General features: G+C 67.2%; 9 protein-coding genes and 1 riboswitch. Of the genes, 3 read left to right on the forward strand and 6 right to left on the reverse strand.

The features are described from left to right. Window positions 1–254: 254 nt before the first annotated feature. Window positions 255–2219: a M2 family metallopeptidase gene (locus tag ARC23_RS13910; RefSeq protein WP_057497745.1), complete on the forward strand. Its 1965-nt coding sequence runs from the start codon at window positions 255–257 to the stop codon at window positions 2217–2219. A gap of 129 nt (window positions 2220–2348) precedes the next feature. Here the strand turns inward: ARC23_RS13910 and ARC23_RS13915 are convergent, their stop codons facing one another. The 3 genes from ARC23_RS13915 to ARC23_RS13925 all read right to left on the reverse strand — a co-directional run bounded on the left by ARC23_RS13915 (window position 2349) and on the right by ARC23_RS13925 (window position 5088). Beyond that, window positions 2349–2741, reverse strand: a complete 393-nt coding sequence (locus ARC23_RS13915; RefSeq protein WP_057497746.1) for a hypothetical protein — start codon at window positions 2739–2741, stop codon at window positions 2349–2351. An 82-nt stretch (window positions 2742–2823) separates the two neighbouring features. Beyond that, a complete protein-coding gene (locus tag ARC23_RS13920) occupies window positions 2824–3720 on the reverse strand; it encodes a siderophore-interacting protein (protein WP_057497747.1) in 897 nt (298 codons plus the stop codon). Window positions 3721–3861: 141 nt separating this feature from the next. Beyond that, a complete protein-coding gene (locus ARC23_RS13925; RefSeq protein ID WP_057497766.1) occupies window positions 3862–5088 on the reverse strand; it encodes a multidrug effflux MFS transporter in 1227 nt (408 codons plus the stop codon). Between the two features lie 299 nt (window positions 5089–5387). Beyond that, window positions 5388–5490: riboswitch (glycine riboswitch) on the forward strand. 62 nt (window positions 5491–5552) lie between these two features. On the opposite strand from ARC23_RS13925, the gene gcvP reads away from it, so the two are divergent. Beyond that, the gene (gcvP, locus tag ARC23_RS13930) at window positions 5553–8420 is read left to right on the forward strand and encodes an aminomethyl-transferring glycine dehydrogenase (RefSeq protein ID WP_057497748.1); all 2868 of its coding nucleotides are present in this window, start codon (window positions 5553–5555) and stop codon (window positions 8418–8420) included. 92 nt (window positions 8421–8512) lie between these two features. Here the strand turns inward: gcvP and ARC23_RS13935 are convergent, their stop codons facing one another. The 3 genes from ARC23_RS13935 to ARC23_RS13945 all read right to left on the reverse strand — a co-directional run bounded on the left by ARC23_RS13935 (window position 8513) and on the right by ARC23_RS13945 (window position 11239). After that, window positions 8513–8923, reverse strand: coding sequence for a VOC family protein (locus tag ARC23_RS13935; RefSeq protein ID WP_057497749.1), 411 nt, complete (start codon window positions 8921–8923; stop codon window positions 8513–8515). Window positions 8924–9067: 144 nt separating this feature from the next. Further along, entirely contained in the window at window positions 9068–10435 is a 1368-nt protein-coding gene (locus ARC23_RS13940; RefSeq protein ID WP_057497750.1) for an amino acid permease, read from the reverse strand. 81 nt (window positions 10436–10516) lie between these two features. Further along, window positions 10517–11239 (reverse strand): AraC family transcriptional regulator, encoded by a 723-nt coding sequence (locus tag ARC23_RS13945; protein ID WP_057497751.1) that lies wholly within the window; start codon window positions 11237–11239, stop codon window positions 10517–10519. Between the two features lie 114 nt (window positions 11240–11353). On the opposite strand from ARC23_RS13945, the gene ARC23_RS13950 reads away from it, so the two are divergent. Further along, window positions 11354–13444: a catalase gene (locus ARC23_RS13950; RefSeq protein WP_057497752.1), complete on the forward strand. Its 2091-nt coding sequence runs from the start codon at window positions 11354–11356 to the stop codon at window positions 13442–13444.

Raw genomic sequence — 13444 nt, forward strand, 5'->3', positions numbered from 1 at the left:
GGCGGGGTGGGCTGCCAGGACCGTTGGCGCCATGGATGGCGCCATCGAGCCCCCATGGATGGGTTTACGGCGTGTCCTGCAAGCCCACACCGCCGCGCCAACCCACGGATACCCCGCTGTTGCGGTTGCTTCGGCTTTGCCGTTGCTCGAAGGCCTCTGCGGGTGCCGGGCGCCGCCCGGCCGACTTCCGCCACTTGCGGTGGCGGCGACTGGCCACTAGCCTTCGGCCGTCGTTCACCACCCAAGGACCGCCCGTGAAACACCGTCATCTCCTGCTGGCCTCGGCAGTCGCCGTCGCCACGCTGGCCCTGGCCGCCTGCAAGAAGGAAGCTGCCCCAGGCACCGATACCGCCAGCAGCAGCGCCCCGGCCGGCGAAACCGCCGACCAGTTCGTGGCCCGCATCAATGCCGAATTCAAGGCCGCCTACCCGGAGATGACCTCGGCCCAGTGGCTGTCCTCCACCTACATCAACAGCGACTCGGAACGCATCGCGGCCAAGGCCAACGAGCGCTCGCTGACCCAGCTCAACAGCTGGATCGAACAGGCGGCCAAGTTCGACGGCCAGCCGATGAGCGAGGACAGCAAGCGCGCGATCCACCTGCTGAAACTGATGTCCTCGATGCCGGCGCCGCGCGATCCGGCCAAGCTGGCCGAGCTGACCCAGATCGCCACCCGCATGGAAGGCAGCTACGGTGCCGGCAAGTACTGCACCGATGCGAATGATCCGAACTCCTGCCGCCAGCTGGGCGAGCTGGAGCAGGTGCTGGCGCGCAGCCGCGACTACGACAAGCAGCTCGATGCGTGGCAGGGCTGGCACAGCACCACCAAGGGCATGCGCGGCGACTACCAGAAGTTCGTCGGCCTGGTGAACGAAGGTGCCAAGGGCATGGGCTTCACCGATGCCGGCCAGATGTGGCGCAGCGGCTATGACATGCCGCCGGACCAGATCGGCCCGGAAACCGATCGCCTGTGGGAACAGGTCAAGCCGATGTACGAGCAGCTGCACTGCTACGCACGCGGCAAGCTGGACAAGACCTACGGCAAGGACAAGGCCGAAGTGGGCAACGGCCTGATCGCCGCGCACCTGCTGGGCAACATGTGGCAGCAGGACTGGTCCAACCTGTGGGACCAGCTGGAACCGTACCCGGGTGCCGGCAGCCTGGACATCACCGCTGCACTGGAAAAGCAGTACCAGACCAACCTGAGCGCGGCGCTGGCCAAGGCCGGCAAGGATGCCAACGTGGCAGCGCAATACAAGGCGCAGCGCGAGGCCGAACTGCGTACCGCCAGGCAGATGACCGAACGCGCGCAGGACTTCTACGTGTCGCTGGGCATGCCGTCGCTGCCGCAGTCCTACTGGGAAAAAACCCAGTTCATCAAGCCTGACGACCGCGACGTGGTCTGCCACGCCAGCGCCTGGGACATGAACATGGAAGGCGACGTGCGCACCAAGATGTGCATCAAGCCGAACGAAGAGAACTTCACCACCATCTACCACGAGCTGGGCCACATCTACTACGACCTGGCCTACAACCCGCTGCCGCCGCTGTTCCAGGGCGGTGCCAACGATGGCTTCCATGAAGCGATCGGCGACACCATCGTGCTGGCGATGACGCCCAAGTACCTCAGCTCGATCGGTTTGGTCGACGCGCCAACCGAAAGCCGCGAGGCGGTCATCAACAACCAGATGCGCATGGCGCTATCGGGCGTATCGTTCCTGCCGTTCGGACTGATGATCGACCGCTGGCGCTGGGGCGTGTTCGATGGCTCGATCACCGCCGACAACTACAACAAGGCGTGGTGGGACCTGAAGGCCAAGTACCAGGGCGTGGCGCCGGCCAGCACCCGTGGCGAAGAGTTCTTCGATCCGGGCGCGAAGTACCACGTGCCGGGCAACACCCCGTACACCCGCTACTTCCTGGCGCGCATCCTGCAGTTCCAGTTCTACAAGGGCCTGTGCGACGCGTCCGGCTACAAGGGGCCGCTGCATGAGTGCACCTTCTACGGCAACAAGGAAGCCGGCCAGAAGTACTGGGCGATGCTGAGCAAGGGTGCCAGCCAGCCATGGCAGGCCACGCTGAAGGAACTGACCGGCACCGACAAGCTTGATGCCGGCCCGATGATCGAGTACTTCACCCCGGTCAACGAGTGGCTGAAGCAGCAGAATGAAGGCCAGATGTGCGGCTGGCAGGCCAACGCGGCGCCGGCGGCGAAATGAGAAAAGGGGCGGATCCGCGAGGATCCGCCCCTTTCCATGTTGTAGAGCCGAGCCATGACGCTCGGCTGTTTCTTCATCGTGCGGCGCACGGCACGCCGAGCATGGCTCGGCTCTACAGGATGTGTGCGATCAGCTGTTCTTCTTCGCCGCCAGCGCAGCGGCCAGTTCGGCCTTGAACTCCTCGAAGGTCTGGCCCTTCTCCTTTGCCTCAGCCTGTGCGGCATCGCGCAGTGCATCGGAGTACATCAGGCGCACCGGCGTGCCATTGCGCTCGTGCAGTTCACCGGCCTGCATGATCAGCGCCAGTACCTGCGCAGCGCTTTCGCTGTGACCGGCAATGCGCCCATCCATGCCCAGCACCCATTCGCCATCGCGGCGCACGACACCGGCCAGCAGGGTGCGCTGCGCGTCGCGCAGTTCGGCATGCGGTTCCACCGGCGAGGCCTGGGCAGCAGCCTTGTTGGCGGCCTGCTTTTCCTGGCGACGGCGCTGGTCGCGGCGGGTCTTGGAGCTGGTGGACATGGTGCGGTACCGCTGCGAGGGGGGCGCAAGGATAGCGCACCCCGCCCGCCGCGCCGCTTCACGCGCGCCCGGTCCGGCAGGGTCAGTCCAGCACCTTGCCGTGCCGCCAGTAGCCCATGAAGGTGATCGCACGACGGTCCAGGCCGCAATCGCGTACCAGGTGGCGGCGGATCGCCATCACCGCCCCCGCCTCGCCCGCCACCCAGGCATACCACGGCCCGGCCACGCGGGTATCGGCCTGCTCCCAGAGGATCTGCGTATCAACGTCGATCTCCTCCAGCGCCTCGCCGGCAGCCACCGCCGAGGCCGCTGCCAACCGCGCCCGGACCGCCTGCAGCAACCGCTGTCCGTAGGCGGCCTGCCCGCGCGGCAGCCAGACCAGCTCGGCGCTGGAGGGCGCCTTCAGGTGTACCGCATCACCGGCCTGGGCCACCTCCAGCAGCGCCAGCGTGCGCGGTGGGTCGACCATGGCGGCCAGTTCCTCGAGGATGCCAGCCACCGCCGGCAACGCGGTTTCATCGGCCACCAGCAGCACCTGGCCGACGCCGGCTGGCGGCTTCCACTCCCAACCCTCGCTGCTCCCGGCACAGTCGGCGTCCGGGGCCAGCAGCACCACGCGGTCGCCGGGGCGGGCGTGCATGGCCCAGCGCGAGGCCGGGCCGGTTTCGCCATGGATGACGAAATCGACATCGACCTCGCCCAGCTCGGCCCGCAACTGGCGGATGGTGTAGGTACGCATCGGCGGGCGTTGATCGTCCGGCAGGGCCCGGTAGCGCGGGTACCAGTCTTCACCGCTGGGGACCTGCGGCGCCCGCTGGCCCGGCAAAGGGAAAAACACCTTGATGCGCTGGTCCGGGCCTCCGGTCTTCATCCGTGCCACGTCGGCACCGGTGAACACCATGCGGTCCAGCGAAGGGGAAAGCACGCGGCGCTCCTTCAGCGCCACCTCGAACAGGCGGTAGGTCTGCTGCGCAGCCATGGGGGAACCTCATGCGACGACATCGGATCGGCTGGCTGTCGTGCATCCACGCACCGGCTGGCTGGAAGGCCCAGCCTAGTCCGGCCGTCCCCGGTCGCAAGCATTTCGGGCATCGCGGCCTGCCCTACCCCTGCACGCTGCTCAATGGCCCGTGCAGGCCGCCTGCGCCGCGCGTTCACGCTGGTGTTCCCAGTACCAGAACACGAAGCCGGCGCCGAAGAAGGCGGCCTGGCCCAGTGCCAGGTGCAGTGGGCTGGCACTGAGCAGCGGCGACACCACGCCGGCCACCACGGTGCTGATCATCAACTGCACGAAGGCCTGCAGCGAAGACGCCAGGCCGCGCTGGTGCGGGTACATGTCCAGCACCGCCAGCGCCAGGATCGGGAAGATCAGCGCCATGCCCATGCCGCCCAGGAAGATCGGCAGCACTGCCCACGGCAGCACGAACTGCGGCGACAGCGCCACGTAGCCGACGTTGAACAGAACCGACAGCGCGCACAGGCCGAAACCCATGGACACCTGGCGGGTGGGCGTGGTGTGCCCGGCCATGCGCCCGGACAGGAACGAGCCGGTGGTCATGCCGCCGATGGTGGGGATGAACAGCCAGGCAAAGCCACCCTCGCCCAGGTGCAGGTGCTGCATCACGAACACCGGCGCCGAGGAGATGTAGAGGAAGATGCCACCGAAGCCGATGCTGCCGGCCAGCGCCAGGCGCAGGAAGCGCGGGTTGAAGCCGATGCGCACGTAATCACGCATCAGCACGCGCGGTGACAGCGGCACCCGGGCCTCAACCGGATGGGTCTCCGGCAGGTAGCGTGCAGTGGCCGCCAGCAGGACCAGCGCGAACACCACCAGGAACCAGAAGATCAGCGGCCAACCAGCACCACTGAGCAGGATCCAGCCACCGATGATCGGCGCGATGGCCGGGGCGATGCCGAACAGCATCGACACCTGGCTCATCAGGCGCTGCGCGTCGTGGCCGTGGTACAGGTCGCGGATCACCGCGCGGCCGACGATCATGCCCACGCCCGCCGACAGGCCCTGCAGCGCGCGGAAGGCCAGCAGCGTGGTCAGGTCGGTGGACAGTGCGCAGCCGACCGAGGCGCCGACGAACACCACCAGGCCGCCGAGGATCACCCGCTTGCGGCCCCAGGCATCGGACAGCGGGCCGTGCGCCAGGCTCATCAGGCCGTAGAACAGCAGGTACACGCTGATGGTCTGCTGCACCGCCACCTCGTCCACTGCCAGGCGCTGGGCCAGCTGCGGGAAGGCCGGGAAGATGGTGTCGATCGAGAACGGACCGAACATGGCCAGGCCGGCGAGCAGCAGGGCCATGCGGCGGGTGGAAGGAGCAACAACGGCGTTCATGGAGAAGGTGTCCGGCAGGGCCATGCGCGGCACGCACGGCGGGCGCCGGTCCCCTTCTGCAGGGACGGCGCCAGATGAATTCGGGTATCAGGCCATCATAGGTGGGGATTGCGCCCGATGCCATGCAGCGGTGCACAAAACGCATGGCCGGGCCATCGGCCATTCAGGCGCGGCGGCCGGCCCCGGAAGCCGCCGGCGGGCCCGCAACGGGCTATAATCGGCGGGCAACACGGTGGGAGAAGCGGAACACCGCTGCCGAAGGCGCAACGCCCGTAATCGCTCAGGCCCGATACCACCCGTAACAGAACTCTGGAGAGACCGGTTCGATCCGGCGCCGAAGGGGCACGAAGCCGCGGTTTTCCGCGCTTCCAAACTCTCAGGCAAAAGGACAGAGGGGCGCCCCGCAGACCGCCGACCGGCGGCTTGTGCCCGTGCGTGTGCCCTTTCCTGACGGATCCTTCGCCATGTCCCAGAACACCCCTTCCCTGCGTGAGCTCGAGCACCACAATGCGTTCGTCGAGCGCCACATCGGCCCCAACGATGCCGAGATCGCGCAGATGCTCGACGTCGTCGGCCACGCTTCGCTCGATGCGATGACCGATGCCATCGTGCCGGCCAAGATCAAGTCGCCGGCGCCGCTGGCGCTGCCGCAGTCGATCACCGAAGTGCAGGCACTGGCGAAGATCCGTGCGATCGCCGACAAGAACACCGTGCTGCGCAGCTTCATCGGCCAGGGCTACTACGGAACCCACACGCCGAACGTGATCCTGCGCAACATCCTGGAAAACCCGGCCTGGTACACCGCCTACACCCCGTACCAGGCGGAAATCTCGCAGGGCCGCATGGAAGCGCTGATCAACTTCCAGACCCTGTGCGCCGACCTCACCGGCATGGAAATCGCCAACGCCTCGCTGCTGGACGAAGCCACCGCCGCAGCTGAAGCGATGACCCTGGCCAAGCGTTCGGCCAAGTCGAAGTCGGACACCTTCTTCGTGCACGACGCCGTGCACCCGCAGACCCTGGAACTGCTGCGCACGCGCGCCGAGCCCATGGGCATCGTGCTGCGCGTCGGCACCCCGGCCGAGGCACTGGAAGCCGAAGCCTTCGGCCTGCTGCTGCAGTACCCGGATACCTTCGGCCAGGTCGGCGATTACAAGGCGCTGGTTGATGCCGTGCACGCGCGTGGCGGCCTGGTGGCGGTGGCCACCGACCTGCTGGCGCTGACCCTGCTGGCCGCCCCGGGCGAATGGGGTGCGGACATCGTGGTCGGCAACAGCCAGCGTTTCGGCGTGCCGTTCGGCTTCGGCGGCCCGCACGCCGCGTTCATGGCCTGCCGTGACGCCTACAAGCGCTCGATGCCGGGCCGCCTGATCGGCGTGTCGATCGACGCGCAGGGCAACCCCGCCTACCGCCTGACCCTGCAGACCCGCGAGCAGCACATCCGCCGCGAGAAGGCCACCTCCAACATCTGCACCGCGCAGGTGCTGCTGGCGGTGATGGCCTCGATGTATGCGGTGTACCACGGCCCGGAGGGCCTGACCCGCATCGCCCGCCGCACCCACCGCCTGGCCGCCATCCTGGCCGCGGCGCTGCGCAATGCCGGCGTGCAGGTCGGTGGTGACTTCTTCGACACCCTGCACATCACCGGCGTGCACGCCGATGAGATCCACGCCAAGGCACGCGCCGCCGGTTACAACCTGCGCGCGATCGACAGCGACTCGGTCGGCATCAGCCTGGACGAGACCGCGACCCGCGCCGACATCGTGGCCCTGGCCGCCGTGTTCGGTGCGCAGGCCGACGTGGACGCACTGGATGCCAGCACCGCCGACGCACTGCCGGCTGCCCTGTTGCGCCAGTCCGCGTTCCTGACCCACCCGGTGTTCAACACGCACCACAGCGAGCACGAGCTGCTGCGCTACCTGCGTTCGCTGGCCGACAAGGACCTGGCAATGGACCGCACGATGATCCCGCTGGGTTCGTGCACGATGAAGCTCAACGCCACCGCCGAGATGATCCCGGTGACCTGGCCGGAGTTCTCGCAGATCCATCCGCTGGTGCCGGCCGACCAGGCGCTGGGCTACAAGGAACTGATCGACTCGCTGGAAGCGATGCTGGTCGAATGCACCGGCTACGATGCGGTCAGCCTGCAGCCGAATTCCGGCGCACAGGGCGAGTACGCCGGCCTGTTGGCGATCCGCGCCTACCACCGCTCGCGCGGCGAAGGCCATCGCGACATCTGCCTGATCCCGGACTCGGCACACGGCACCAACCCGGCTTCGGCACAGATGTGCGGCATGAAGGTCGTGGTGACCAAGACCGATGCCAACGGCAACGTCGATGTCGAAGACATCCGCGTCAACGCCGAGAAGTACAGCGACCGCCTGGCGGCGATCATGATCACCTACCCGTCCACGCACGGCGTGTTCGAGGAAGAAGTGGTCGAGATCTGCGAGATCATTCACCAGCACGGCGGCCAGGTGTACACCGACGGCGCCAACATGAACGCCCTGGTCGGCGTGGCCAAGCCGGGCAAGTGGGGCTCGGACGTTTCCCATCTGAACCTGCACAAGACCTTCTGCATTCCGCATGGCGGCGGCGGCCCGGGCGTTGGCCCGTGCGCGGTCAAGGAGCACCTGGCACCATTCCTGCCGGGCAAGCTGGGTGACAACGGCCCGGTCGGCATGGTCAGTGCGGCCAGCTTCGGCAGCGCCTCGATCCTGCCGATCAGCTGGATGTACATCGCCATGATGGGCAGCGAAGGCCTGCGCAAGGCCACCCAGGTCGCGCAGCTCAACGCCAACTACATCGCCAAGCGCCTGGCCCCGCACTTCAAGACCCTGTACACCGGCCGCAACGGCCTGGTGGCGCATGAGTGCATCCTCGACGTGCGCCCGCTGGAGAAGACCAGCGGCATCGGCGCCGAGGACGTGGCCAAGCGCCTGATCGACTTCGGCTTCCACGCCCCGACCCTGAGCTTCCCGGTGGCCGGCACGCTGATGGTCGAGCCGACCGAGAGCGAATCGCTGCACGAGCTGGACCGCTTCATCGACGCGATGATCCAGATCCGCGAGGAAATCAGCGCGATTGAAGACGGCCGCCTGGACCGTGAGGACAACCCGCTGAAGAACGCCCCGCATACCGCAACGGCAGTAACGGCCAGCGAGTGGACCCACGCCTACCCGCGTGAACTGGCCGCCTTCCCGCTGGCCAGCCTGAAGCAGAGCAAGTACTGGCCGCCGGTGGCGCGCGTGGACAACGTGTACGGCGACAAGAACGTGATGTGCGCGTGCATCCCGGTCGATGCCTACAAGGACGATGAAGTCGAGGCGTAAACGTTCGACCCATCGGAACTGGAAACGGCCCGCGCAAGCGGGCCGTTTTCATAAGGGCGTGTGGACCAGGGGCCACACCCACAAACATCCGGTCACGGATCCGGCATCTGCCCCAGGCTCAGCTGCCACGACACCCCGAAGCGGTCCTGCACCCAGCCGTAGCGGTTGCTGAACTCATAGTCGCCCACCGGCATCAGCCAGTGCCCGCCCTCGCCCAGCACGCGCGCTGCACGCTCGAACTGCTCGGCACCGGAACACTCGACGAACAGCGAGATCGACGGGCTGAAGGTGAAATCGTGCACGTCCAGGCTGTCGAAGCACAGGTAATGGGTGCCACCGAGCAGGAAGATGGCCTGGCGCACCTGCCCGGGCACGCCGGCACCGGCCCCCTCCGGGTGGCGTTGCAGGGCCAGCAGGCGGAAATCGGCAAAGGCCTCGGCGTACAGGGCCAGGGCGGCCTCGGCCTGGCCGGTGAACATCAGGAACGGACGGCTGCGCAGCATGCGGTACTCCCGGTCGACAGGCCGATGACGGCCTACGCGATCAGGATGGCACGGCGGATGTATGCCTGCTGTAGAGCCGAGCCCGCGCTCGGCTGGCGGCCACGCGAACAGCAGCCGACCGTGGGGTCGGCTCTACAACAGCAGTCAGGCCTCGCGCACGCGCCGTGCGATGGCGCTGCCGGCCGCGATCGTGGCGGTCAGCGCCACCATCGACAGGAACTGCAGGCGGGTGTGCGCCTCGCTCAGCAGCAGGCCGAAGATCAGCGCCAGGATTGCCAGCGCGCACACCGTCAGCCAAGGGAAACCGGCCATGCGGAACGGCAGGCGGGTGCCCAGCCGGTCGGCGCGCCGGCGCAACACCAGCTGCGAGACCAGCGACAACGTCCACACCAGCAGGCAGGTGGAACCGACGATGTTGAGCAGTACCGGCAGCACCCGGTCCGGGAACAGCAGTTCCATCACCGTCGCAGCGAAACCGAACAGCACGCTGGCCAGCACGGCGATCACCGGCACCTGGCGCGGATCGGTCCAGCCCAGCACCGCCGGCGCCTCGCGGCGCTGCGCCAGCGAATACATCATGCGCGAGGCGCCATAGAGGTTGGCGTTGAGCGCCGACAGCAGCGCGATCACCGCAATCAGCGTGATGGCGGTACCAGCGCCCGGGATGCGGGCAATATCGAGCACGGCAGCGAACGGCGACTTCAGCGCCTCGCTGGTCCACGGCACCACCGCGATGATCACGCTCAGCGAGCCGATGTAGAACACCAGGATGCGCCAGGCCACGGTGCGGATGGCACGGGCGATGCTGCGCTCAGGATCTTCAGTCTCGGCCGCCGCAACGGCCACGATCTCGGTGCCACCGAAGGCAAAAACGACAACCAGCAATGCAGCGCCAATACCGGCCAGGCCCTTCGGTGCGAAGCCACCCTGCTCGGTGAAGTTGCTCAGGCCCGGCGAGGTCACCTGCGGCAGCCAACCCATCAGCAGCGCCACGCCGATGGCGATGAAGGCCAGGATCGCCGCGACCTTGAGGATGGCAAACCAGAATTCGAACTCGCCGAAGTTCTTCACCCCAAGCAGGTTGATGGCGGTGAAAAACAACATGAAGGCCAGCGCGGCCATCGGCACCGGTATGGCAGGCCAGACGGTGGCCAGCAGCCCGGCCGCGCCCACTGCCTCGGCGGCGATCACGATCACCAGCTGCACCCACCACAACCAGCCGACGGTGGCGCCCGCAGTGGCGCCCATGGCATCGGCGGCATACACCGAGAACGCGCCGCTGGTGGGTTTGGCCGCCGCCATCTCGCCCAGGGCATTCATCACGATGATCACCAGCGCGCCAGCGACCAGGTACGAGACCAGTACCGCCGGGCCTGCCGCCTGCACACCCACGCCCGAGCCGAGGAACAGGCCGGCGCCGATGGCGCTGCCCAGCCCCATCATGATCAGCTGGCGCGGTTTGAGCGAATGCCCGAGGCGGGACGGTGAAGCGGACGGAGTCGAATTGGGCATCGGCGGGGCTGGCGGCGGCTACAGGGGCGACACCTTACCCTGTCCCGCGCCTGCACGGATAGGCGCAGCGCAGCAGGTGGCTCAGGCCAGGGCCGGCTCGCCGACGTTGCCGCCAATACGGGCCCGGTAGGCACGGGGCGAGAAACCGGTTTCAGCCTTGAACTTGCGGGTGAAGGCGCTCTGGTCGCTGAAACCGCAGGCCTGGCCGATGCAGGCGATGCTGTCGTCGCCGTGCAGCAGGTGCATGGCCATCTGGATCCGCAGCCGGGTCAGCACCTGCTGCGGGGTCATCTGGAACACCTTGCGGAAACTGCGCTCCAGCTTGGACAGCGAGAAGCCGGTGATGTCGAGCAGGGTCTGCATGCGCACGTTCTCGGCGTAGTGCGCGTTGAGGTGGGCCAGCGCCAGCCGCAGCTGCTCGTACTGGGTGCCCAGGCTGTCCTTCTGGCCAAGGTCGCGGGAAATGCCGATCAGGCCCTCGATGGCGCCATCGACCACCAGCGGGCGCTTGCAGGTCAGGCACCAGCCCGGTTCGCGGTTGGCGAACAGGTGCAGCTCCATCAGGTTCTCGATCACTTCGCCGGACAGCACGCGGGCGTCCTGGTCCACGTAGTCGGCGCTCAGCCCGGTCGGGTAGATCTCCGCTGCGGTACGCCCGATCACGTCCTTGCGCGCGCGCAGGCCCAGCCGCCGCAGCATGGTCTGGTTGACGTGGGTGTAGCGCCCCTGGCGGTCCTTCATGAAGAACAGCACGTCCGGGATGGCGTCGAACAGGGCTTCGATGTCGGTGGGCTCGACTCGCATGCGGCAAGCATACCCGAGCCCGCTTTTGCCTGTACGTTCACCTTCGCCGGACCTGGGTTTAACGGGGTGGGCTCCAGTGTCGTGGTTCCCTTTGATGAACCGGAGCCACCCTCCATGGCCGCCAGCAAGCCGACCGGCAAGCGCGCAACCACCCCTGCCGAAAACCACCTGCGGGGCCACGGCGATGAACTGCACCAGCAGGCCGGCGGCAGCCACCCTGCGATGACCACCGATCAGGGCATCCCGGTGGCGGACAACCAGAACTCGCTGCGCCAGGGGCCGCGCGGCCCGACCCTGCTGGAAGATTTCATCCTGCGCGAAAAGATCACCCACTTCGATCATGAACGCATTCCCGAGCGCATCGTGCACGCCCGCGGCAGCGCTGCGCATGGCTACTTCGAGTTGACCCGATCACTGAAGGCGCATACCCGCGCGCGCATCCTGACCGAGGTAGGCGTGAAGACACCCGTGTTCACCCGCTTCTCGACCGTGGCCGGTGGCGCGGGTTCGGTGGACACCCCGCGCGACGTGCGCGGCTTCGCGGTGAAGTTCTATACCAAGGAAGGCAACTGGGACCTGGTCGGCAACAACATCCCGGTGTTCTTCATCCAGGACGCGATGAAGTTCCCGGACCTGGTGCACGCGGTGAAGATGGAACCGGACCGTGCCTTCCCGCAGGCCGCATCGGCCCACGACACCTTCTGGGACTTCATTTCGCTGATGCCCGAATCAATGCACATGATCATGTGGGCAATGAGCGATCGTGCCATTCCGCGCTCGCTGCGCATGATCGAAGGCTTCGGCGTGCACAGCTTCCGCCTGCTGAACGAGGCCGGCGAGTCGACCTTCGTCAAGTTCCACTGGCGGCCCAAGCTGGGCATCCAGTCAACGGTCTGGGACGAAGCGTTGAAGCTTCAATCGGCCGACAATGACTTCCATCGCCGCGACCTGTTCGAGGCCATCCAGCGCGGCGACTTTCCCGAATGGGAGCTGGCAGTGCAGCTGTTCACCGAAGAAGAAGCCGACGCCTTCCCGTTCGATCATCTGGACCCGACCAAGATCATTCCCGAATCGCTGGTGCCGTTGCAGGTAATCGGGCGCATGGTGCTGGACCGCTGGCCCGACAACTTCTTCGCCGAGACCGAGCAGGTAGCCTTCTGCCCGGCCAACGTGCCTCCGGGCATCGACTTCAGCAACGACCCGCTGCTGCAGGGCCGACTGTTCTCCTACCTGGACACCCAGCTGCTGCGCCTTGGCGGCCCGAACTTCCACCAGATCCCGGTGAATGCTCCGAAGTGCCCGTTTGCCAATCATCAGCGCGATGGCCACATGCAGATGCAGGTGCCCAAGGGCCGCGTGGCCTACGATCCCAGCTCGCTGCAGGACGACACCCCGCGCGAGACACCGGCCGGTTTCCGCAGCCATGCCAGCGCCGACGATGGCCGCAAGGGCCGTACGCGTGCGGAGAGTTTCGCCGACCACTACAGCCAGGCCCGCATGTTCTTCCGCAGCCTGGAAAAGCCGGAGCAGGCGCACCTGGCATCGGCGCTGGTATTCGAGTTGTCCAAGGTGGAAACGCTGAAGGTGCGGGTGCGCACCGTCAGCCACCTGCGCAACATCGACGAATCGCTGGCCCGGCGCGTGGCCGATGGTCTGGCGTTGCCTGCACTGCCCGACGCAGCGCCGACTGCTACCCCGGTGCGGGACATGCCCCCCGCTCCCGAGGTGCGCGTGATCGGGCGCAACAAGCCCATCCTGCAGGGTCGCTGCATCGGCATCCTGTTCGATGAGGGCTCCGATGCCCGCGTGATCGCCAGCCTGAGCAAGGCCGCCCGGAAGGCAGGTGCGGACGTGAAGCTGGTCGCACCGAAAGTGGGAGGCGCCACGCTCAGCGACGGCAGCGTACAGGCCGCCGATGGGCAACTGGCCGGCACGCCATCGGCCGTGTTCGATGCGGTGGCCGTGGTGCTGAGCGTAGAGGCGTCGAAGGCGTTGTCGAAAGAGAGCGCCGCCCTGGAGTTCGTCAGCCAGGCCTGGGCACACCTGAAGGCCATCGCCAGCGACGCCGGCGGCCAGGCGCTGCTGAAGGCGGCACGGGTCGGCAACGACCCCGGCATCGTCGAAGCGGAAGACGCCAAGGCCTTCCTGGCAGTCGCCGCCACCCGCCAGTGGGCGCGTGAGCCCAAGCTGCGCCTGCTGGCCTGA

It is taken from the genome of Stenotrophomonas beteli, assembly GCF_001431665.1.
In the GTDB taxonomy this organism is placed as follows: Bacteria; Pseudomonadota; Gammaproteobacteria; order Xanthomonadales; family Xanthomonadaceae; genus Stenotrophomonas; species Stenotrophomonas beteli.

What these genes read in the sequence shown, in the direction of transcription:
- ARC23_RS13915 (WP_057497746.1), bottom strand. Translation starts at nt 2,741, where the DNA reads ATGTCCACCAGCTCCAAGACCCGCCGCGACCAGCGCCGTCGCCAGGAA.
- ARC23_RS13920 (WP_057497747.1), bottom strand. Translation starts at nt 3,720, where the DNA reads ATGGCTGCGCAGCAGACCTACCGCCTGTTCGAGGTGGCGCTGAAGGAG.
- ARC23_RS13925 (WP_057497766.1), bottom strand. Translation starts at nt 5,088, where the DNA reads ATGAACGCCGTTGTTGCTCCTTCCACCCGCCGCATGGCCCTGCTGCTC.
- gcvP (WP_057497748.1), top strand. Translation starts at nt 5,553, where the DNA reads ATGTCCCAGAACACCCCTTCCCTGCGTGAGCTCGAGCACCACAATGCG.
- ARC23_RS13935 (WP_057497749.1), bottom strand. Translation starts at nt 8,923, where the DNA reads ATGCTGCGCAGCCGTCCGTTCCTGATGTTCACCGGCCAGGCCGAGGCC.
- ARC23_RS13940 (WP_057497750.1), bottom strand. Translation starts at nt 10,435, where the DNA reads ATGCCCAATTCGACTCCGTCCGCTTCACCGTCCCGCCTCGGGCATTCG.
- ARC23_RS13945 (WP_057497751.1), bottom strand. Translation starts at nt 11,239, where the DNA reads ATGCGAGTCGAGCCCACCGACATCGAAGCCCTGTTCGACGCCATCCCG.
- ARC23_RS13950 (WP_057497752.1), top strand. Translation starts at nt 11,354, where the DNA reads ATGGCCGCCAGCAAGCCGACCGGCAAGCGCGCAACCACCCCTGCCGAA.